Raw genomic sequence first — 19,575 nt, 5'->3', positions numbered from 1 at the left:
GTTTCGGGGCGGGTCAAAAGGAACACAGGGCCGATGATCAGGTATCGGCAAGGATAAGGGTGGCACATGCTCACGTTTGAACATCTCAAGACGCAGGTATCTGATGGGTCCGTGGACACGGTTCTGGTGTGTATGGTGGATATGCAGGGTCGCTTGATGGGCAAGCGGTTTCATGCGGGTCATTTCGTGGCTGGCGCGTGGGAGGAAACGCATTGCTGCAACTATCTGCTTGCCACCGATCTTGAGATGGCGACGCCTGATGGCTTTGCCTCGACCAGCTGGGAACGTGGTTATGGCGACTATGTGATGAAGCCTGACCTGGATACGCTGCGCCCGGTGCCTTGGCTTGAAGGGACGGTGATGGTGATGTGCGATGTGCTGGATCATCATACGCACGAAGAAGTGCCGCACGCGCCCCGGTCGATCCTGAAAAAGCAGGTCAACCGTCTGAAGGCGATGGGCTATGACGCGATGTGCGCGACCGAACTGGAATTCTTCCTGTTCGAGAAAAGCTTTGACCAGATCCGCAAGGAAGGGTTCCGCGATCTTGAGCCGATCTCGGGCTATAACGAAGACTATCACATCCTTCAGACCACCAAGGAAGAGCACGTAATGCGCCCGATCCGCAATCACCTGTGGAACGCGGGCATTCCGGTCGAGAACTCCAAGGGCGAAGCTGAGACCGGGCAGGAAGAACTGAACATCAAATACGCGCCCGCGATGGAGACCGCCGAGTATCACTCGATCGCCAAGAACGCGGTGAAAGAAATTGCGTGGCAACATGGTCACGCGGCCACCTTCCTGCCGAAATGGCATCATGACAAGGTCGGCAGTTCCAGCCATGTTCACCAGTCACTATGGGCCGATGGCAAGCCTGCGTTTTTTGATGAGGCGGACGAATTGGGCATGTCGGCGCTGATGAAACACTACATGGCCGGCCTGCTGAAGTACGCTGCCGATTATACCTATTTCATGGCGCCCTACATCAACAGCTACAAACGGTTCATGAAGGGCACCTTTGCGCCGACACGGATTATTTGGTCGGTGGACAACCGCACGGCTGGGTTCCGCCTGTGCGGTGACGGGACCAAGGCCGTTCGCATCGAATGCCGTATTCCGGGCTCGGACATGAATCCCTATCTGGCGATGGCCGGGATGCTGGCCGCAGGGATTGCGGGCATCGAAGAAGAACTGGAGTTGCAACCTCCCACCAAGGGGGACGTCTACCAAGGCGAAACCGGGCTTATCCCCGGCACCTTGCGTGCGGCGCGGGATGCGCTGCATGGCTCGGCCATGTTGCGGGCCGCCATGGGGGATGATGTTGTCGATCACTATACACGCGCTGCCGAGGTCGAGATCGAGGAATTTGAACGTGTTGTGACGGATTGGGAAGTTGCCCGCGGGTTTGAGCGGGCCTGAACTGGCGGAAGCGAGGGGCCAGCCCCTCGCGCTCCCCGGGATATTTTTGGCCAGATGAAGCAGGGGACCTGTTTCAATATAGAATGGAGTGACCATGGGTCAGATGTTGAAATGCATCTCGCCGATCGATGGGTCGGTTTTTGCCGAGCGCGAAACGCTGTCGCGTGCGGCGGCACGTGAGGCAGCGCAGCGGGCGAGGGCGGCGCAGGCAGGTTGGGCTGCTCGGCCCCTGCAAGAGCGGATCGACCTGGTGATGGCAGGCGTGGCTGCAATTGGTGCGATGAATGACGAGATCGTGCCCGAACTGGCCCATATGATGGGCCGTCCGGTGCGCTATGGCGGTGAGTTCAGCGGTTTCAACGAGCGCGCCAGCCATATGGCCCAGATCGCGCAGGAGTCGCTGGCCGATATCTCGGTGAGTGAGGATGAGACTTTCAAGCGCTATATTAAGCGTGTCCCGCATGGCGTGGTTTTCGTGGTGGCGCCTTGGAACTATCCATATATGACGGCGATCAACACGGTTGCGCCTGCGCTGATCGCGGGCAACACGGTGATCCTGAAGCATGCAACGCAAACACTGTTGGTGGGTGAGCGTATGGCGCGGGCTTTCCACTCTGCGGGCGTGCCCGAGGACGTTTTCCAGAATGTGTTCCTGAGCCATGATGTGACCAACGATCTGATCGCGGGGAATGCGTTCGACTTTGTGAACTTCACTGGCTCAGTGGGCGGTGGTCAGGCGATGGAACGCGCGGCAGCGGGAACATTTACCGGCGTGGGTACCGAACTGGGTGGCAAGGACCCCGGCTATGTCATGGAGGATGCCGATCTGGATGCTGCGGTCGACACACTGATCGACGGTGCCATGTTCAACTCGGGCCAGTGCTGCTGCGGGATCGAGCGGATTTACGTTCATGAGAGCCTTTATGACGCGTTTGTCGCCAAGGCGGTTGAGATCGTAAAAGGGTACAGGCTGGGCAATCCGCTGAACTCTGAAACGACGATTGGCCCCATGGCCAATGTGCGCTTTGCCGACGAGGTGCGCGCGCAGATCGCCGAGGCGGTCGAGGCTGGGGCCGTGGCCCATATCGACACCTTCCCCGAAGATGACGGCGGCGCGTATCTGACTCCTCAGATCCTGACCAATGTGACCCACGACATGCGGGTGATGCGGGATGAAAGCTTTGGCCCCGCTGTCGGCATCATGAAAGTATCCTCGGATGAGGAGGCGATCGCGCTGATGAATGACAGCGAGTTCGGGCTGACCGCCTCGCTCTGGACGCGCGATGTGGACCGCGCCGCGCGGGTGGGCGACGCTGTTGAGACTGGCACAGTGTTCATGAACCGCGCGGACTACCTTGATCCGGGACTGTGCTGGACAGGGTGCAAGAACACCGGACGCGGTGGTGGGTTGTCCGTGATCGGCTATCACAACCTGACCCGTCCCAAATCCTACCATCTGAAAAAGGTGACATCATGAGCCTTGTTGGAAACTGGTCCTACCCGACCGCGATCAAGTTCGGCGCTGGCCTGATCAAGGAATTGCCCGAGGCCTGCGCAACCGCTGGCATGAAAAAGCCCCTGCTGGTCACCGACAAGGGGCTGGCCGATCTGCCAATCACCGCAGCCACGCTGGATATCATGGAGGCTGCCGGTCTGGGCCGTGGCCTGTTCAGCGACGTGGACCCGAACCCCAATGAACAGAACCTCGCTGCCGGGGTTGCGGCTTATAACGCGGGCGGCCATGATGGTGTGATCGCCTTTGGCGGCGGCTCGGGTCTGGATCTGGGCAAGATGGTGGCCTTCATGGCCGGTCAAACACGGCCCGTCTGGGATTTCGAGGATATCGGCGATTGGTGGACGCGTGCCGATGCCGATGTCATCGCGCCGATCATCGCCGTGCCCACAACCGCCGGGACGGGGTCTGAGGTGGGCCGAGCCAGTGTCATCACCAACTCCGAAACTCACGCAAAGAAGATCATCTTTCACCCCAAGGTTCTGCCGACCGTGGTGATCTGCGACCCCGAATTGACCGTAGGCATGCCAAAATTCATCACCGCCGGGACCGGTCTGGATGCCTTTGCGCACTGCGTTGAGGCGTATTCCAGCCCGCATTACCACCCGATGAGCCAGGGCATCGCGCTGGAAGGGATGCGGTTGGTCAAAGAGTATCTGCCGCGTGCCTATGCCGATGGCACCGACATCGAAGCCCGTGCCCAGATGATGAGCGCGGCCGCCATGGGCGCCACCGCCTTCCAGAAAGGTCTTGGTGCGATCCACGCCATGAGCCATCCAGTCGGCGCGGTCTTTAACACTCATCACGGCACCACCAACGCGGTCTGCATGCCCTCCGTGCTGGAGTTCAACGCACCCGCCATCGCCGACCGGTTCGGGGCTGCGGCAGCCTATCTGGGTATCGAGGGCGGGTTCGACGGCTTCCGGGCGTTTGTGCAGGACTTTAACGATGCGCTGGGCATTCCGCGCAAGCTGTCCGATCTGGGCGTGACCGAGGCTTCGATCCCCGAACTTGTCAAAGGCGCGATTATCGACCCGTCCTGTGGCGGCAACCCGATTGAGTTGACCGAAGAGAACCTGACCGCATTATTCAAAGCCGCGTTGTGATCTTTTCATCAGTGTGCCACTAAAAACCGGTCCGTCTTGCGGGCCGGTTTTGCGCGAAAGGTTCACATGTGACCCCGTTTGTCATCGCCATAGTCCTGGCGGCAGCTCTGTTGCATGCTGTGTGGAACGCAATCGTTAAATCCGCAGCCGACCGGACGACGACATTGGGGCTGGTGGCGCTGGGTCACGTTATCGCCGGGGGTGCGATGGTTTTGGCGCTGCCGTTGCCGAGTGCAGAAAGCGTCCCCTACATCCTGATCTCGACCGTCGTCCATTTCGGGTACTACTACATGCTGGGCCAAGCCTATCAGCATGGCGACCTGAGTGTTGTATACCCCATTGCCCGTGGGATCGTGCCGGCGCTGGTGTCGCTTTGGGCAATGGCGTTGGTGGGCGAGGTGCTGCCGCTGCAAGCGTGGCTCGGAATTGCCCTCATCGCGGTGGGGATTCAGCTTAGCAACTGGAATGCGCTTCGATCAGGTGTCGGACGCTCGGCCCTTTTGTTCGCGCTGGGGACCGGGGTGTGTATTTCGATCTATTCCGTGTTTGACGGGATCGGGGTGCGGCTGTCGGGGAATACGCTCAGCTATTGGGCGTGGGGGGCGTTTCTGCACCTGTTTATTGCTGGCTTCGTGGGAATCCGCAGGCGCAAAGCACTGTCAGACCTTCCCCTGAAAGTCTGGGTGGTTGGCCTTTTGGGCGGGCTGGTGTCAATGGCGGCGTACGGGCTGGTACTCTATGCCAAGAACTTCGCGCCGTTGGGTGCGGTATCTGCGCTTCGCGAAACCTCGGTGATATTTGCGGCCCTGATTGGGTTCATCTTTCTGAATGAAGGCAACTGGATACGGCGTCTGGGCGCTGCGATCCTGATGGCCATTGGTGTGGCGCTGATCGGCTTGGCGGTTTAGCCTTGTAAGATGACCTTGCTGAACACGCACCTGATCTCACATAGTCGTATCGAGTTATGAGGGAGCGTTTTTATGACCAAAGAGATTGTCTTGCTCCATGGCGCCTTTGCCGGACCGTGGTGCATGCAGGATTACGCGAACTTCTTTCGCAGCCGTGGCTGGACGGTGCACACCCCGGCGCTGCGCTATCACGGAGGGGACCCGAAGGCCGAGCCTGACCCCGGCCTGACCAACACCAGCGTGACGGACTACACGGATGATATCTCTGACTTTGTTCGGGGTTTGGGCAGCAAGCCGGTTATCCTTGGTCACGCTATCGCGGGTGTGGTGGCGCAGCAGGTTGCGTCGCGCGGTTTGGCCAGCGCCCTTGTTCTGATCAACCCGAACGCGGCGTGGGGGACACTTCCGGAAACCGATGACGAGCGCGCCATCCCGCGCAGCCTGATGGAAGGCGGAGCGTTCTGGAAACAGCCCATGCGGGTCGATTTCGACCTGATGGCCCCCTTCGCGCTCAACAAAATGCCCGAGGCGCAGCAGCACGCGGTGTTCGACCAGCTGGGCGCCGAAAGCGGACGAGTAATGTTCGAGATGTTTTTCTGGATGTTTGACGACCACCACGCGATGAAGGTGGACATGGACAAGGTCGACTGCCCGGTTCTGGTTGTCTCTGGCACCGAAGATCGGGCCGTGAATCCGAAGACCTGCCGCGCGCTGGCCGACCTGTACGGGGACCGAGCGACCTTTCTGCCCGTCAAAGATCACGCGCATTTCCTGTTCATGGAACCGGGTTGGGAGGAACCCGCAAGCCAGATCGCAGACTGGCTGGACGGGAAAACAGGCTAGCAGGCCCGCCGCCCGGGTCAGTTGCTGGTCGAGAATGTGCTTTGCGGTCGCCACTTCAACGTGCCGTCATCGTCGCGATGACAGCGCAGCAAACGCTCTTGCACCGTGCTGACCGTGCTGGTGACGGTGTTGTCGCCGACCATCAGAACAAAGGCGTCCTCGGAATAGGCCATGCCGTCGTAATAGCAGAACCGAGATTCCGCGCCCTCTGGAATAGGGGATGCGGTGCTGAGCATCTGCTGCGCGGGCGCTTGCGTGGCCAGCAGGGTCAGAGCCAGTGCCAGAGTTGGTGTCTTCATGTCGTCCTCCCGTTCGAAAATCTGTTCGTGTTCAAATTGGGTCTTGGACGCTCGAGAACCTCAAATGTCGTTCTTGGATGACGGGTTGGGGGTAACTGTGAACGGGATCAACGGGTTAGGCAAGGGGGGTGTTGGGGGGTTCGCACGGTTCTCAGTTTATGCCCTAAAAGAATTTTTGGCTTTTCTCGCGAGATGTTGCGCGAACAAAACGAGTTCCAGTGCGGTCTGTGCATCGTCAACCCAATCGAACTCGTGCGTTGTTGGGTTTCGAATTCCAAGCATCGATCCAGCGAAAATATGTTCGTAACCTTCTTGCTCATCTTTTTGACTGGATGTTGAGCGCTCAGTCCATGCCAGCTTTGGCGACTTGTTGGAAAAGGCTTGTCTCATCAACTTGGTGCCGGACTGTGAGAATTCCCCGAGTCTTTCGGCAACCATTTTTTCCACGGCCTTGAAAGCTTCCGCTACCGCGAGATTGTAGAAGCCGGAAGAGAACAGATCTTTAGTAACTTCTAGTATGCTTGAATCTTTTACCAACGCATTAAACGCAGCAACTTCGTCATCATCTACTTGGTGTTCTGCCGCGTCAATTACGGTCTTGGGTGTTGAAGAAACAATGGTTCTAGCACCAAGCCCAAGCTCGACAACGGCTTCTTGAAGCCGTTTAATTCTATCAATCTCGTTCATAGTCGTAGAGGTAATTTCTCATTGACTTAAAAATCTGATCGATCTGGTCACTCGTGGCGTCAGCACTGATGTGAATCTGCAAGTTCAAATTTAGCGGTATGGCACTTTGTGATGTGGTTGTGGGCTTTGATTGCGAATAAACCACTTCGTCAGAAGCCTTCGCCGGTTTTACCTGCGCCTTCTTGGCTCTTTTGGGTTTTTCAGACTTCTCGCCACTAACTGTACTTGTAGCGGCTAATTGTGGTTCTTGTTTGCTTAGCAATATGTAAGTCGCTGCTTTATTGCCCGCAGAACCTTTTCCCAAACCGTCCATCATGAACCAGTTCACGACCTTTTCGCGCTCTATGTTCTCTGGCGGGCAGGCCAGCAGCAGGCTTTCCGGGTAGATGCTCCTTACAATCTCGTCCGCAGCATCTTTATATGTATCATCTAAGCGCCACTTGTTCGCTATTTCAGTCGCCCGCCCGTTTTCATCAAGAACTCCGACTGAAACAAGTTGTTTTAGGTATGCTTTTGCTGCGGCTTCCTGAACACCCAATTGGGTGGCCAAGAGCCTTTCATCAAAAACGGCTGTAGGTTTCAAATGCAGCAATTCTCGAACGCCCCACCATACATTAGTTGGAATTTGGGGGTAAAATACTTTTTCTTCAGCCATTTAGTTTCCTCAACTTTGCGTTGAGCTTAGGTAATTGATAGTGAAGTTTAAAGTGCAAAATACCTGCCTTTAAACATCCAACTCCTCAACAAACCGTGCGTTCTCCTGAATGTACTGGAACCGCAGTTCGGGTTTTTTGCCCATCAGGCGCTCGACAAGGTCGCCGGTCTCGCCGGGTTCGTCCTCGTCTATCGTGACGCGGATCAGTTTGCGCGACGCCGGGTCCATCGTGGTCTCTTTCAGGTCCTTGGCGTCCATCTCGCCCAAACCCTTGAAGCGCGAGACGTCGATCTTGCCCTTGCCGCCCAGACCTTTCTCAAGCCACTCGTCGCGCTCGGCCTCATCCAGACAATAGACGCGCTTGGCGCCTTGGGTCAGGCGGTAGAGGGGCGGGCAGGCGAGGTAGAGGTGGCCCGCGTCGATCATCGGCCGCATCTGGGTGAAGAAGAACGTCATCAGAAGCGAGGCGATATGCGCCCCATCCACATCCGCGTCGGTCATGATGATGATCTTGTCATAGCGCAGGTCGTCGACGTTGAACTTGGTGCCAAGCCCCACACCCAGCGCCTGTGTCAGGTCGTTGATCTCGGCGTTCGTACCCAGTTTCGAACTGGCCGCGCCCAGCACGTTCAGGATTTTGCCGCGCAGGGGCAGCAGCGCCTGTGTCTTGCGATCACGGCCCATCTTGGCGGAACCGCCCGCCGAGTCGCCCTCGACAATGAACAGTTCAGTGCCTTCGCGGGTCGAACTGGAGCAATCCACCAGCTTGCCCGGCAGGCGCAGTTTCTTGGTGGCCGATTTGCGGGCGGTTTCCTTTTCCTGACGGCGGCGCAGGCGTTCCTCGGCCCGAAGAATCAGGAAATCGAGGATCGCACCGGCGGATTTCGTATCAGCGGCCAGCCAATTGTCGAAATGGTCACGGACGGCGTTTTCGACCAGCCGCTGCGCCTCGACCGTGGCCAGACGGTCCTTGGTCTGACCCACGAATTCCGGTTCGCGGATAAAACACGACACCAGCGCGCAGCCGCCGGTTATCAGGTCATCACGGGTGATCTGCGCCGCCTTTTTGTTGTTGATCAGCTCACCATAGGCCTTGATTCCCTTGAGGATCGCAGCCCAGAAGCCCGCCACATGGGTCCCGCCTTCGGGCGTGGGGACCGTGTTACAGTAAGACTGAATGAACCCGTCGCGCGAGGGCGTCCAGTTGATCGCCCATTCGACCTTGCCCGGAGTGCCGAACTTTTCCTGAAAGTCCACGGTGCCGGCAAAAGGCTGTTCGGCATAGGTGGACGAGCCGTTCATCGTCTCTTTCAGGTAATCCGATAAACCGCCGGGGAAGTGGAAGGTCGCCTCAGTCGGGGTTTCGCCGTCGTCGATGGCGGATTTCCAGCGGATTTCGACGCCCGAGAACAGGTAGGCTTTCGAACGGATGGATTTAAACAGGCGGGCCGGTTTGAAACGGTGGTGGCCGAAGATGTCCGGGTCGGCATGGAAGGTGACAGTAGTACCGCGCCGGTTCGGGGCCGCGCCGACTTTTTCCACTGGGCCAAGTGGGATACCGCGCGAAAAGCGTTGTTCGAACAGCGTTTTGTCCCGCGCCACTTGCACAACCATGGAATCCGACAGCGCGTTTACGACCGAGGCACCCACGCCATGCAGACCACCCGAGGTCTGGTAGGCCTTGCCCGAGAACTTGCCGCCTGCGTGAAGGGTGCAGAGGATCACCTCCAACGCGGATTTGCCGGGAAACTTTGGATGCGGGTCGATCGGGATACCGCGCCCGTTGTCACGCACCGTCAGGGCGTAATCGGCGTGCAGTTCAACCTCGATCCGGTTGGCATGACCGGCGACCGCTTCGTCCATCGAGTTGTCTAAGATCTCTGCCACCATGTGGTGCAAGGCGCGTTCATCCGTGCCACCGATATACATGCCGGGGCGTTTGCGAACCGGTTCAAGACCTTCGAGCACCTCGATAGAAGAGGCGTCGTAGGTAGAGGTCGCGCTGGGCGTCAACAGATCGTCGGGCATGGTGCTGCTCTTGTTTCTGGGTTGTCTCCCATTATGGCAGGTGATGTGGTCCGGGGGAAGAGGGGCCCGAGGTGTTGTGTGAAACAAAGCGCATTGGATGGCTTGCAATTCCCGTTTCAGCGCGGTCATCTGCCGCGTGCAATTGAAGGAGCAGGCGATGAGCTGGATCAAGACCATTCCGTTTCAGGACGCGACGGGCAAGCTAAGGAAGCTGTATGAGCGGGTCACGGGGCCAGACAACAACGTGGACAACATCATGATGGCGCATTCGCTGCGGCCACACTCGATGGAAGGGCATATGGCGCTGTACAAGAATGTCTTGCACCATTCAGCCAACAAGGTGCCAAAATGGTTTCTCGAGGTGTTGGGTGTCTGGGTCAGTTCCCTGAACCAATGCGCCTATTGCGTTGAGCATCATTTCAGCGGCTTGCAGCGACTTTTGGGTGATGCGGCGCGCGGGGATGCCATACGAGCCGCGATCGAGGTGCAACGGCCGGAAGAAGCGCCCCTGGACGCTGCGCAGGTTGCGGCGATGAGATATGCGCGCAAACTGACCGAAGCGCCGGCGGACATTTCGGAAGCGGATGTGATCGCATTGCGCGAGGCCGGTTGGGATGACGGTGAAATCCTGGAGATCAACCAGGTCTGCGCGTATTTTTCTTACGCGAACCGCACGGTTTTGGGATTGGGCTGTTCGACCAAGGGCGACGTTCTGGGGCTTTCGCCGAACAACTCGGACAACCCGGACGATTGGGGTCATCGGTGAGGTCAGGGGCGAGGGGCCAGCCCCTCGCGCTCCCCGGGATATTTGGGGCCAGATGAAGGGTCTGGTCGGCCATTTGAGATCCAGCTCAGGATGGCATCTGCGACGGCCTGAGTTTTCTGGTGGTGCAGCCAGTGGTCGGTGTCGGGGATGTAGATTCGGGTCAGGTCGGGGGCGAAGACCTCAAGGCCTGCGGTTGCCTCGGGCAAAAGGGCTTTGTCCTCAGGCCCCCAAAGCAGAAGGTGCGGACAGCGCACCATGAGGCGCTCTGCCGGCAGGTCGGGTAGGTCAGTGCGCGGCACTCCGGGTTTCGCGACGACCAGAGGGGATGCGCGGTACCAGTTTAACATCGCCTCAAGCCGGCCTGGCCGGGCCCATTCGGTGCGGTACGCGCGCATCCGAGACTCTGATAGCCAATCGACACCCATCCCGTGACGAAAGAAAACCTCAAGCTTGGCAAAGTTGTTTGCCGAGAAATGCGCTGCCGCATCCGGTTTGCGAAACGCGTTGATGTATTGCGACGCCTCGGATTGCGCCCCTCCGGCGGCCATGGCCCGCTGAAACGGTACCGGATGGACACCGTTGGCGATGACCAGGCGGCTGACCAGATCGGGCCGGAACATGGCCAGCCCATAGGCAACCGATGCACCCCAGTCGTGACCAAGAACGTTAAGTGGTGTCTTAAAGCGCTGGGCTATAGTTGCCATGTCAGAAACAAGCTTTGACAGCGTGTAGTTCTCGGTACCTTCCGGACACCAGCTTTGCCCATAGCCGCGTTGATCCGGGGCAAGGCAATGAAACCGGTCGCACAGATACGGGGCCAGATCGCGCCACGCCTCGCCGTATTCGGGAAAGCCATGCAGCATCAGCAAGGGTGGCAAGTCGGGTTTTCCCCAACTGCGCAGATAAAAGGACCGGCCGTTCAGGTCGATGAATTGTGCATCCATGCTGTGATCTCCCGCAGGTAGCCTCACTGTGTAGAAGCAATTGTCAACTTGACCCGCGTCAAAGCGCAGAATCGCGTCTTCTGCTAGGGCTTCGATCGGATAACAAAAAAGGAAAAACTGAATGGACGCCGCGACACCAATCGAACATGCAGACCTGACTGTCGAAATTACCCCAGCACCCACACCTGAGCCATCGCAGCCCAGCCCCGAGCGTATTCGGCAGGCATTCGAAAGCGGCAAATACCCTTATGGCCGCAAGATGGCACGCAGCAGCTATGAGGCGCAGAAAGCCCAGTTGCAGGCCGAGCTGCTTAAGGTGCAGCTTTGGGCACAAGAGACGGGGCAGCGGTTCGTTCTGTTGTTTGAAGGGCGCGACGCCGCGGGCAAAGGCGGCACGATCAAACGGTTTATGGAGCATCTTAATCCCCGTCAGGCGCGTGTCGTAGCCTTGAACAAGCCCACGTGGGAGGAGAAGGGGCAGTGGTACTATCAGCGCTATATCCAAGAGCTTCCAACTGTCGGTGAAATGGTCTTTTACGACCGCTCTTGGTATAATCGCGCAGGTGTTGAGCGCGTGATGGGCTTTTGCTCGCCCAATGAATATCTGGAGTTCATGCGGCAAACGCCTGAACTGGAGCGGATGTTGGTGAGATCCGGGATTCAGCTGTACAAATATTGGTTCTCGGTTACCCGGTCGGAACAGCAGAGACGCTTCAAAAGCCGTGAGACTGACCCACTGAAACAGTGGAAACTGTCACCGATCGACAAGGCCAGCCTTGATAAATGGGACGATTATACCGAGGCGAAAGAGGCAATGTTCTTCTACACCGACACCGCCGATGCGCCCTGGACAATCGTTAAATCAAACGACAAGAAACGCGCCCGCCTGAACACGATGCGGCATTTTCTGTCGACGCTTGACTATCCTGACAAGGATCACGATATCGTCGGACAACCTGATCCGCTGATCGTGGGACAGGCACATCACGTCATCCATCGGTCCGAACATATTCTGGGAAACTCCCTCCATCCCGATGCGCGTTAACAAACGGCGTCGCCTCATTGCGAGAATAGGCTGGTCTTGAAATTTCATTGATCGCCTCTTGTCCCGGCCTTTGGCCGGGCATAAGGCTGAGCCAATGAACAAGGTCATGACATATCGCGGACATTTCCGGGCCATAGCCGTGTTGGGTCTGCCGCTGATCGGTGGACACCTGGCGCAGTTCGCGATTGGACTGACCGATACGATCATGCTGGGTTGGTACGGGGTCGAGGCGCTGGCCGCTGTGACGTTGGCCAGCAGCTACTTCTTCGTGCTCTTCCTGTTCGGAGCCGGGTTTGGCTGGGCCGTGATGCCCATGGTCGCAACCGCAGCGGCAGAAGAGGATGAGACCAGCATCCGACGCTCAACCCGTATGGGGTTGTGGTTGTCGTTGATCTATGCGGCGCTGATGATGCCCCTTTTGTGGTGGTCTTACCCAATCCTGATAGCGTTGAAACAGGAACCGGAAGTCGCTGAAACCGCGTCGAAATACCTGCTGGTTGCGGGTTGGGGGCTGTTTCCCGCACTGATTGTGATGGTGTTGAAATCCTATCTGGCCGCGCTGGAGCGCACCCAGATCGTCTTGTGGATCACTGTTACCGCTGCTGTGGTCAATGCGGTTACGAACTATGCGCTGATCTTCGGCAAGTGGGGTGCACCGGAACTGGGTGTTATGGGGGCGGCTATCGCCTCGGTTCTGACGCAGGTTGTGTCTTTGGTTTTTGTTGTGATCTACGCCGTGCGCGTTTTGCCCGAGCACAACCTGTTCCAGCGTTTCTGGCGTCCGGATTGGGAGATGTTTGTAAGCGTTCTGCGCCTTGGTGTGCCAATTGGCCTGACCACGCTGGCCGAGGTCAGCTTGTTTGCGATGTCGGCCATCATGATGGGCTGGCTGGGGCAGGTGCCGCTTGCGGCGCATGGGATTGCACTGAACCTCGCCTCGGCCACATTCATGGTGCATCTGGGCCTGTCTAATGCGGCAACGATCCGGGCTGGGAACGCTCTGGGTCGGCGAGATCGTCCACATCTGGAAAAGGGTGCGATTGCAGTGACGGGGATGTCCTTGGTGATGTCCGTGCTGACGGTTATCCTGTTCCTGACTTGCGCCGAGCCGTTGATTTCATTGTTCATGGAACCTGATGACCCGCTGCGGCCCCAGATTCTGGCCATCGGCACTGGCTTGTTGGCGATGGCCGCGCTGTTCCAGTTGGTGGATGGTGCACAGGTGATCGCGTTGGGCCTGCTGCGCGGCTTGCAGGACGCCAAGATTCCGATGGTGATGGCGGGGCTCAGCTATTGGGTTGTGGGGATTCCCGCGTCTTACTATTTCGGATTCGTTCAGGGTATGGACGGAATCGGCGTGTGGCTGGGCTTAGTCCTTGGCCTCGCCTGTGCTGCGGTTCTGCTTATGGCACGGTTCTGGCTCAGATCGGTTCGTATGATAGCTGTGCCAGCGGAATGACGTCCGGTTAGCCCTTGCTCAAACGGTCTGCCTTTTTGCGCACCAGTACCGAACGCAGGTCGTGCATCGCCAGCAACAAACGGTCGGTAACATCCTCAAGTTGCTGAGCCGTAGCCTTTGATTGTGCCCATTGGGTGGTCAGGTTCAAATAGTCGACGGCGCGATGGATATCGTCGATATCACGCTGCGCCAACAGGGCTTTGCGCTCTTCCATCCATCGCGCGATTTCAGCCTGATCGGCTTCGCTGAGTGTGCGTTGGCCCTGCGGCTTTACCTCGCCATTGCGGATATTGATGACCGCGATCTGATCCATCTCGATCCGTCGCTGGCGGTTTTCAGTGTCGATCCTGAAAACGGCCGCGCCATTCTCGCGGATTCGAAAGTAATATTCGGGCAGTTCGGCGGTCATCAAGATCTCCGGATCAGGTTAGCGATGCGCAGAAGCGCTGGATGCGGGTGCAGGCCTCGGTCAGAGCCTCGTCCGACGTTGCATAGCTGACCCGGAAATTCGGTGACAGACCAAAGGCCGCACCGAATACAACGGCAACGTCTGCCTCTTCCAGCAGGGCAGTTACGAACGCTTCGTCCGAGTCGATCGTCGTGCCCGCCGGGGTTGTTTTGCCGATCAGCCCGGCGATGGACGGGTAGACATAGAACGCACCCTCAGGTGTCGGGCAAGTGATACCCTCGATCTTGTTCAACATGCCAACCACAAGATCGCGACGACGTTTGAACGTTTCATTGTTCGGGGCCAGAAAAGACTGTGTGCCATTCAGCGCCTCGATTGCGGCCCATTGACTGATCGAGCAGGGGTTGGACGTTGACTGCGACTGAACCTTGCGCATTGCTGCGATGATCTCGACCGGTCCAGCCGCATAGCCGATGCGCCAGCCGGTCATGGCATAGGCTTTGGACACACCGTTGCAGGTCAACGTCCGGTCATAAAGGCTTGGTTCGACCTCTGCCGGAGTGCAGAATTCGAACCCGTCATAGGCCAGGTGTTCATACATATCGTCGGACATGATCCAGACATGCGGGTGGCGCTTCAGCACATCGGTCAGCGCCTTCAGTTCATCGCGGCTGTAGCCGGCACCGGTTGGGTTTGACGGAGAGTTGAAGATGAACCACTTGGTCTTTGGTGTGATGGCGGCCTCAAGCTGTTCGGCGGTCAGTTTGAAGCGGTTCTCCAGCGTCGTTTCCACGATGACAGGTGTGCCCCCGGCCAGCAGGACCATATCCGGGTAGCTGACCCAATAGGGGGCGGGAATGATGACCTCGTCACCGGGGTTTATCGAAGCAATGAGCGCGTTATACAGCGTTTGTTTGCCACCGGACCCGATCGAGACTTGTGCTGGCGTGTAATCCAGTCCGTGATCACGCTTCATCTTGGCGCAGACGGCTTGTTTCAACTCAGGTATGCCATCAGGAGCGGTGTATTTGGTTTTTCCCGCTGCGATGGCTGCAACGGCTGCGTCCTTGATGTTTTGCGGCGTGTCAAAATCCGGCTCACCGGCGCTCAGGCCGATGATGTCGCGCCCTGCTGCTTTTAATTCGGCGGCCTTGGCCGTTATCGCCATCGTGGGGGATGGTTTTACGCGTGACAGTGTCGCAGACAGGAAACTCATGGGTGGCCTCGGTTTGTATGTTCAACCTGTCTGTCATAGGGTGCGCCAGAATGACGATCAAGCGATATGAAAAACTGGATTGGAGGCGCCGATGAATGACGAAAATGACTGGTTTGGACCAGAGGCGGCAACATTGGGCGACCGGCTGGCGGGTGCGCGCGAAGCGGCGGGTATGACACAATCTCAATTGGCGCGGCGTCTTGGGGTCAAAAAAGCGACGATTGCGGCCTGGGAAAACGATTTGTCCGAACCGCGCGCGAACCGTTTGTCGATGATTGCCGGAATGGTCAACGTTTCGATCATGTGGCTCCTGACTGGTGAGGGCGAGGGCATGGAAGCCCCGATAGACGACGGCGAAGCCAATCTTGAACTGGGAAGTGCGGTGGCAGAACTGCGTGCGATCCGCGGCGAGATGCGCGCCTGCGCTGAACGAACCGCCCGGCTTGAGAAAAAACTTCGCTTGATGCTGGAGCAAGGAAAGTGACCGAAACACGGGACGTCATGATCAAGCGCATGCAGATGCGTTCGATGCGCCGCGGGATCAAAGAGATGGACCTGATCCTTTCTGCCTATGCCAAGCGCAATCTGGCGGCGATGGACGCGGCTGGTCTGGATTTGTATGACGCGCTGCTTCATGAAAACGATCAGGACCTGTATCAGTGGGTCACAGGGCAGGTTCCTTCACCCAAGGCCTATGCGGACCTGATTGCGGATATCGCTCAAACTTTTCAAAAATAAAAGAAATTCCAGTTTAACCGATTCTTGGGGAATTCGTTTCATGCTGCCTGAAACAGCGCGACTGAATCGGAGGGTCGGATGAGTATGGAAATGCAGGTCTCCGCGCCGGCAATCAAGGGTTTCATGACCAGCTATCTTGAGGCGCTTGCCTTGGTTGAGCGGCTGCACCGTTTGCTTTTGGACGTCATCAAGGATGAGTTTGAGCGTGTCGGCATACTAGAGATCAACGCGGTTCAGGCCCTTTTGCTATTTAATATCGGCGATCATGAGGTAACGGCGGGCGAATTGAAAAGCCGAGGATATTATCAGGGCAGCAATGTTAGCTACAACCTCAAGAAACTGGTCGAGATGGGCTATATGCACCATCAACGTTGCGAAATCGACAGGCGCTCGGTCCGGGTTCGGCTGACACCGCGCGGCCGGGAAATCCGCGATATCGTATCTGACTTGTTTGCACGCCACGCCGAAGGGTTGCAGACCCGTGGGGTCTTAGGGCTGGAAGGTATCGACGACATCACGACATCTCTGCGCAGGGTGGAGCGCTACTGGACCGACCAAATCCGGTACATCTACTGATCAGGGGCGTGCGTCGGACAAGACCAGCCCTTTGAGTTCCCGCATCAGTTTCCGGGTCATGGCATCTTCGAAGGCATCGAACCCCAATGCGACCTCGACAAAGGCATTTGGGCCTAGAATGACCCAGGTATTATAGTAGGCAGAAAGCTCTCCGACCTGCACATAACGTTTGTCACCGTGGCTTGGATCATCAGCGCCGATGACAAGACCATTGATGGTTACACCTGAGGATCGAAGCGTTTTCTTCGCGTCGCGCGGGTGGGTGCCAAGGTTGTGTTTGCCATCGCCAGAGAGGTCGAGCGTCCGCCTCCAGCACCCTGCCTGCTGTGACAGCAACTCGGCCCCGTACAGCATTGCTGCCGCAACAGCAGTCCCCTGTGGCGCGGTACTGCGCTGCGTGTTGGTCAGCACCAAAGCGATCTGTTCAAGGTCTGCTTCTGCTTGAATGGTTGTCCAGTCCAGCAGCAAACGGTGATGACCGGGCTCGCTCCATTCAAAAACCGCCAGGCGTACGGGTGGGGCGGCTTCGGCCAGAATCAACTGAGTGACTTCGGGCCGTTTTAGTGCCGCTGCCAGACCGTCCACTTGCAGGCGGTACTCAGCATTGTCCACGGATCCGGATACATCCAGCCCGAGCGCCAAAGCTTGACGGCATTCCGCAGCGGCTGACCCGGCAATCACACTTAGGAATGCCGCCAAGACCCGCATCATTTTGGCGCCACCTCTTGCAATGCGCCGATTTGCAAGCCGGTTAATTCGCGCTCCAATTTGCGTCGCATGGCACGTTCAAAATCTTCAAAGCCCTGCGCAACTTCAAGAAAGGCACCCGGGCCGTACAGAACGTTGTTTTCGAAAAACGGGATCAGGTACAATTCGCCTTCAAAATCGGCGGCGTTGATGACCAGCCCGTTGACCACAGTGTTCTCGAAAGGGAAATGCCGATAGGCCGAAGCCGGCCCGTATCCGTCATTGTTTGACCCATCCCCGGATAGATCAATGGTCTGGAACAGGCAGGGCGGTGCTTGCTGCATCAAAGTGGCGCCAAATGCCAGAGCATACCCCATTGCCGTGGCCGATCCACTGTCAGACCGAACCGATTGCTGCACGGTCGCCGCAGCCGCCAACAAATCGGTCTGGGTGTCTATCATTGTCCAGTTCAGGATAATGCGCTGGTTTGTGCGCCCGCTCCATTCATAGACGGCCAAGGCGACGGGCATGGGGGAAGAAAAGAACGCCTGTGATACCTCTGGGGCGACCAGAGCAGCTGCCAATCCCTGCCGTTGCAATGCGTCCTCTGTCGCATCTACAGAGGTAGAGATATCCATGGCCAAGGCCAGGGCAAGGCGGCAGGTTTCAGCCCGAAGCGGGTTGGCCAAAGCAGCCAACCCCAGTGCTGTCAGCCACCGACTCACCAGTGGCCGGTGCTTTCCATGCTGGCCCAAGGCTCTGCGGGCTCTAGCGCATCCCCGTTTTGCAGCAGTTCAACCGAAATATTGTCGGGTGAGCGTACAAAGGCCATCCGACCGTCCCGCGGCGGGCGATTGATCACCACACCGTTGTCCTGAAGGTGCTGGCAGGTCTCGTAGATATTGTCGACGCCATAGGCGAGATGACCGAAGTGACGGCTGTCGCTGGGCAACGCGTCGTCCCCATCCCAGTTGTACGTCAGTTCGATCGGCCGGTCCTCTTGCCCCGGAGGTGCCATGAAGATCAGCGAAAAACGCCCTTGTTCACTGTCATAGCGGCGCGTTTCCTTCAGACCCAGGAGTTCGTAGAACGCTATCGACTTCTCCAAATCCTTCACGCGGACCATGGTGTGAAGATATCTCAGCCCCATAGTGGCTTCCTTTCTGTTCAGGTAATACAGGGCACCTTAGCGCGCGGACCAAGGGTGTCGAGGGGCAGCAGGGACACATTTTTGCGTAACAGAAAATGAGCGCACATATCGCGGTTCCGGTCGAAGAATTGCCGATATATAGTGGTACACGACTCATTGCTGGAAAGGAAATTTCATGCCGCTGTCCTCTGACCAACTGGCCGAGATCGAAGCGCAACGGGCGCAATCGCATCCCACACGCCGCGTTGTGGCTGCGGGTATGGAAGAGCATCTGTATACAGCGCATCAGGTGCTGGACCACGGATTTGTGCGTGTCATTGACTATATGGGTGATGACGCGGCGATCTGTCAGGCGGCGCGGGTATCGTACGGTAAAGGCACCAAATCCGTTCAGAATGACGAAGGCTTGATCCGCTATCTGATGCGTCATTGGCATTCGACCCCGTTCGAGATGTGTGAGGTCAAGCTGCACGTCAAATTGCCCGTATTTGTTGCCCGGCAATGGATTCGCCACCGTACTGCGAATGTGAACGAGTATTCTGCGCGCTACTCGATTCTGGATCGTGAGTTTTATATCCCGGCACCCGATCACGTGGCAGCACAGTCCGAAGTCAACAATCAGGGCCGCGGTTCTGCTTTGGAAGGTCAAGAGGCAGCGCGGGTTCTGGATATCCTTAAGGCGGATAGCGCGCGCTGCTATGACAATTACGAAGCAATGATCAGTCAGGATGGTCAGCAGGGGCTGGCACGTGAACTGGCACGGATGAACCTGCCCGCCAATATCTACACACAGTGGTACTGGAAGGTTGACCTGCACAATCTGTTCCACTTCCTGCGTCTGCGGGCCGACCCGCACGCCCAGTACGAAATCCGCGTCTACGCCGAGACTATGTGCAAGATCGTCGCCGACTGGGTGCCCTTTGCCTACAAAGCGTTTGAAGATTACCGTCTGGGCGCGGTCAATCTTTCAGCGCAAATGGTCGACTGCCTGCGCAGGATGCTGACGGGTGAGGCGGTGACACAGGAAAATTCCGGAATGACGGCGCGGGAATGGCGTGAGTTCGAGGCGGTTATTCGCAAGGCTTAATTTCGCATATCGTTTGTCTATACAAATCGTCGTAAAACCG

22 protein-coding genes are annotated in these 19,575 nt (G+C 57.6%); 12 read left to right on the top strand and 10 right to left on the bottom strand.

Annotated features, from left to right (window positions below; genetic code table 11):
- The first annotated feature begins 66 nt into the window (after positions 1–66).
- The 5 genes from LCM21_RS03820 to LCM21_RS03800 all read left to right on the top strand — a co-directional run bounded on the left by LCM21_RS03820 (position 67) and on the right by LCM21_RS03800 (position 5,789).
- Positions 67–1,419: a glutamine synthetase family protein gene (locus LCM21_RS03820; protein ID WP_224889394.1), complete on the top strand. Its 1,353-nt coding sequence runs from the start codon at positions 67–69 to the stop codon at positions 1,417–1,419.
- A gap of 94 nt (positions 1,420–1,513) precedes the next feature.
- Positions 1,514–2,896 carry an aldehyde dehydrogenase family protein gene (locus tag LCM21_RS03815; protein WP_224889393.1) on the top strand — a complete coding sequence of 461 codons (1,383 nt, stop codon included), beginning with the start codon at positions 1,514–1,516 and terminating at the stop codon, positions 2,894–2,896.
- Positions 2,893–4,038, top strand: coding sequence for an iron-containing alcohol dehydrogenase (locus LCM21_RS03810; RefSeq protein WP_224889392.1), 1,146 nt, complete (start codon positions 2,893–2,895; stop codon positions 4,036–4,038). Before LCM21_RS03815 ends, LCM21_RS03810 begins: the two co-directional genes overlap by 4 nt.
- 68 nt (positions 4,039–4,106) lie before the next feature.
- The gene (locus LCM21_RS03805; protein WP_068332249.1) at positions 4,107–4,946 is read left to right on the top strand and encodes an EamA family transporter; all 840 of its coding nucleotides are present in this window, start codon (positions 4,107–4,109) and stop codon (positions 4,944–4,946) included.
- Positions 4,947–5,018: 72 nt separating this feature from the next.
- Complete coding sequence (locus tag LCM21_RS03800) at positions 5,019–5,789, top strand: alpha/beta hydrolase (protein WP_224889391.1); 771 nt, start codon at positions 5,019–5,021, stop codon at positions 5,787–5,789.
- Between the two features lie 17 nt (positions 5,790–5,806).
- On the opposite strand, the gene LCM21_RS03795 is transcribed toward LCM21_RS03800, so the two are convergent.
- The 4 genes from LCM21_RS03795 to parE all read right to left on the bottom strand — a co-directional run bounded on the left by LCM21_RS03795 (position 5,807) and on the right by parE (position 9,458).
- On the bottom strand, positions 5,807–6,088 hold the full coding sequence (locus LCM21_RS03795) for a YnjH family protein (protein WP_224889390.1): 282 nt from the start codon (positions 6,086–6,088) through the stop codon (positions 5,807–5,809).
- Positions 6,089–6,244: 156 nt separating this feature from the next.
- On the bottom strand, positions 6,245–6,775 hold the full coding sequence (locus tag LCM21_RS03790) for a TIGR02391 family protein (RefSeq protein ID WP_224889389.1): 531 nt from the start codon (positions 6,773–6,775) through the stop codon (positions 6,245–6,247).
- On the bottom strand, positions 6,762–7,430 hold the full coding sequence (locus LCM21_RS03785) for a hypothetical protein (RefSeq protein ID WP_224889388.1): 669 nt from the start codon (positions 7,428–7,430) through the stop codon (positions 6,762–6,764). Before LCM21_RS03785 ends, LCM21_RS03790 begins: the two co-directional genes overlap by 14 nt.
- 69 nt (positions 7,431–7,499) lie before the next feature.
- Entirely contained in the window at positions 7,500–9,458 is a 1,959-nt protein-coding gene (parE, locus tag LCM21_RS03780; RefSeq protein ID WP_224889387.1) for a DNA topoisomerase IV subunit B, read from the bottom strand.
- A 157-nt stretch (positions 9,459–9,615) separates the two neighbouring features.
- On the opposite strand from parE, the gene LCM21_RS03775 reads away from it, so the two are divergent.
- Positions 9,616–10,224, top strand: a complete 609-nt coding sequence (locus tag LCM21_RS03775; protein WP_224889386.1) for a carboxymuconolactone decarboxylase family protein — start codon at positions 9,616–9,618, stop codon at positions 10,222–10,224.
- A gap of 2 nt (positions 10,225–10,226) precedes the next feature.
- Here LCM21_RS03775 and LCM21_RS03770 read toward each other — a convergent pair whose 3' ends face one another.
- Positions 10,227–11,168, bottom strand: coding sequence for an alpha/beta fold hydrolase (locus tag LCM21_RS03770; protein WP_224889385.1), 942 nt, complete (start codon positions 11,166–11,168; stop codon positions 10,227–10,229).
- 121 nt (positions 11,169–11,289) lie between these two features.
- On the opposite strand from LCM21_RS03770, the gene ppk2 reads away from it, so the two are divergent.
- Positions 11,290–12,213 (top strand): polyphosphate kinase 2, encoded by a 924-nt coding sequence (gene ppk2 / locus LCM21_RS03765; protein WP_224889384.1) that lies wholly within the window; start codon positions 11,290–11,292, stop codon positions 12,211–12,213.
- A gap of 94 nt (positions 12,214–12,307) precedes the next feature.
- Positions 12,308–13,672, top strand: coding sequence for an MATE family efflux transporter (locus tag LCM21_RS03760; RefSeq protein ID WP_224889383.1), 1,365 nt, complete (start codon positions 12,308–12,310; stop codon positions 13,670–13,672).
- Between the two features lie 7 nt (positions 13,673–13,679).
- Here the strand turns inward: LCM21_RS03760 and LCM21_RS03755 are convergent, their stop codons facing one another.
- Positions 13,680–14,081, bottom strand: coding sequence for a hypothetical protein (locus tag LCM21_RS03755; protein ID WP_224889382.1), 402 nt, complete (start codon positions 14,079–14,081; stop codon positions 13,680–13,682).
- 13 nt (positions 14,082–14,094) lie between these two features.
- The gene (locus LCM21_RS03750) at positions 14,095–15,297 is read right to left on the bottom strand and encodes a pyridoxal phosphate-dependent aminotransferase (protein WP_224889381.1); all 1,203 of its coding nucleotides are present in this window, start codon (positions 15,295–15,297) and stop codon (positions 14,095–14,097) included.
- A gap of 91 nt (positions 15,298–15,388) precedes the next feature.
- Between LCM21_RS03750 and LCM21_RS03745 the strand changes: the two genes are divergently transcribed.
- The 3 genes from LCM21_RS03745 to LCM21_RS03735 all read left to right on the top strand — a co-directional run bounded on the left by LCM21_RS03745 (position 15,389) and on the right by LCM21_RS03735 (position 16,611).
- A complete protein-coding gene (locus tag LCM21_RS03745; protein ID WP_224889380.1) occupies positions 15,389–15,781 on the top strand; it encodes a helix-turn-helix domain-containing protein in 393 nt (130 codons plus the stop codon).
- Positions 15,778–16,035, top strand: coding sequence for a succinate dehydrogenase assembly factor 2 (locus LCM21_RS03740; RefSeq protein ID WP_205626520.1), 258 nt, complete (start codon positions 15,778–15,780; stop codon positions 16,033–16,035). The genes LCM21_RS03745 and LCM21_RS03740 overlap by 4 nt, the downstream gene beginning before the upstream one ends.
- A gap of 78 nt (positions 16,036–16,113) precedes the next feature.
- Positions 16,114–16,611: a MarR family winged helix-turn-helix transcriptional regulator gene (locus tag LCM21_RS03735; protein ID WP_205626519.1), complete on the top strand. Its 498-nt coding sequence runs from the start codon at positions 16,114–16,116 to the stop codon at positions 16,609–16,611.
- Here the strand turns inward: LCM21_RS03735 and LCM21_RS03730 are convergent, their stop codons facing one another.
- From LCM21_RS03730 to LCM21_RS03720, 3 genes are read right to left on the bottom strand one after another with little or no spacing between them, the layout of a single operon-like run.
- Positions 16,612–17,322: a DUF1194 domain-containing protein gene (locus tag LCM21_RS03730; protein ID WP_224889379.1), complete on the bottom strand. Its 711-nt coding sequence runs from the start codon at positions 17,320–17,322 to the stop codon at positions 16,612–16,614. It lies immediately after the preceding gene.
- On the bottom strand, positions 17,319–18,023 hold the full coding sequence (locus LCM21_RS03725) for a DUF1194 domain-containing protein (RefSeq protein ID WP_224889378.1): 705 nt from the start codon (positions 18,021–18,023) through the stop codon (positions 17,319–17,321). Before LCM21_RS03725 ends, LCM21_RS03730 begins: the two co-directional genes overlap by 4 nt.
- Positions 18,020–18,448, bottom strand: a complete 429-nt coding sequence (locus LCM21_RS03720) for a VOC family protein (RefSeq protein ID WP_068332211.1) — start codon at positions 18,446–18,448, stop codon at positions 18,020–18,022. The genes LCM21_RS03725 and LCM21_RS03720 overlap by 4 nt, the downstream gene beginning before the upstream one ends.
- A 175-nt stretch (positions 18,449–18,623) precedes the next feature.
- Here LCM21_RS03720 and thyX point away from each other — a divergent pair, with 175 nt between their 5' ends.
- The gene (gene thyX, locus LCM21_RS03715) at positions 18,624–19,535 is read left to right on the top strand and encodes an FAD-dependent thymidylate synthase (protein WP_224889377.1); all 912 of its coding nucleotides are present in this window, start codon (positions 18,624–18,626) and stop codon (positions 19,533–19,535) included.
- Positions 19,536–19,575: the final 40 nt, after the last annotated feature.

The sequence above is a fragment of the Ruegeria profundi genome (assembly GCF_020171505.1).
In the GTDB taxonomy this organism is placed as follows: Bacteria; Pseudomonadota; Alphaproteobacteria; order Rhodobacterales; family Rhodobacteraceae; genus Ruegeria; species Ruegeria profundi.
Note: the sequence above shows the minus strand (reverse complement) of the source record. Positions and strands in the feature narration are given on the sequence as shown.

Excerpts from the sequence above, each read along its gene's own strand:
- LCM21_RS03820 (WP_224889394.1), top strand. The coding sequence starts at position 67 with ATGCTCACGTTTGAACATCTCAAGACGCAGGTATCTGATGGGTCCGTG.
- LCM21_RS03815 (WP_224889393.1), top strand. The coding sequence starts at position 1,514 with ATGGGTCAGATGTTGAAATGCATCTCGCCGATCGATGGGTCGGTTTTT.
- LCM21_RS03810 (WP_224889392.1), top strand. The coding sequence starts at position 2,893 with ATGAGCCTTGTTGGAAACTGGTCCTACCCGACCGCGATCAAGTTCGGC.
- LCM21_RS03800 (WP_224889391.1), top strand. The coding sequence starts at position 5,019 with ATGACCAAAGAGATTGTCTTGCTCCATGGCGCCTTTGCCGGACCGTGG.
- LCM21_RS03795 (WP_224889390.1), bottom strand. The coding sequence starts at position 6,088 with ATGAAGACACCAACTCTGGCACTGGCTCTGACCCTGCTGGCCACGCAA.
- LCM21_RS03790 (WP_224889389.1), bottom strand. The coding sequence starts at position 6,775 with ATGAACGAGATTGATAGAATTAAACGGCTTCAAGAAGCCGTTGTCGAG.
- LCM21_RS03785 (WP_224889388.1), bottom strand. The coding sequence starts at position 7,430 with ATGGCTGAAGAAAAAGTATTTTACCCCCAAATTCCAACTAATGTATGG.
- parE (WP_224889387.1), bottom strand. The coding sequence starts at position 9,458 with ATGCCCGACGATCTGTTGACGCCCAGCGCGACCTCTACCTACGACGCC.
- LCM21_RS03775 (WP_224889386.1), top strand. The coding sequence starts at position 9,616 with ATGAGCTGGATCAAGACCATTCCGTTTCAGGACGCGACGGGCAAGCTA.
- LCM21_RS03770 (WP_224889385.1), bottom strand. The coding sequence starts at position 11,168 with ATGGATGCACAATTCATCGACCTGAACGGCCGGTCCTTTTATCTGCGC.
- ppk2 (WP_224889384.1), top strand. The coding sequence starts at position 11,290 with ATGGACGCCGCGACACCAATCGAACATGCAGACCTGACTGTCGAAATT.
- LCM21_RS03760 (WP_224889383.1), top strand. The coding sequence starts at position 12,308 with ATGAACAAGGTCATGACATATCGCGGACATTTCCGGGCCATAGCCGTG.
- LCM21_RS03755 (WP_224889382.1), bottom strand. The coding sequence starts at position 14,081 with ATGACCGCCGAACTGCCCGAATATTACTTTCGAATCCGCGAGAATGGC.
- LCM21_RS03750 (WP_224889381.1), bottom strand. The coding sequence starts at position 15,297 with ATGAGTTTCCTGTCTGCGACACTGTCACGCGTAAAACCATCCCCCACG.
- LCM21_RS03745 (WP_224889380.1), top strand. The coding sequence starts at position 15,389 with ATGAATGACGAAAATGACTGGTTTGGACCAGAGGCGGCAACATTGGGC.
- LCM21_RS03735 (WP_205626519.1), top strand. The coding sequence starts at position 16,114 with ATGAGTATGGAAATGCAGGTCTCCGCGCCGGCAATCAAGGGTTTCATG.
- LCM21_RS03730 (WP_224889379.1), bottom strand. The coding sequence starts at position 17,322 with ATGATGCGGGTCTTGGCGGCATTCCTAAGTGTGATTGCCGGGTCAGCC.
- LCM21_RS03720 (WP_068332211.1), bottom strand. The coding sequence starts at position 18,448 with ATGGGGCTGAGATATCTTCACACCATGGTCCGCGTGAAGGATTTGGAG.
- thyX (WP_224889377.1), top strand. The coding sequence starts at position 18,624 with ATGCCGCTGTCCTCTGACCAACTGGCCGAGATCGAAGCGCAACGGGCG.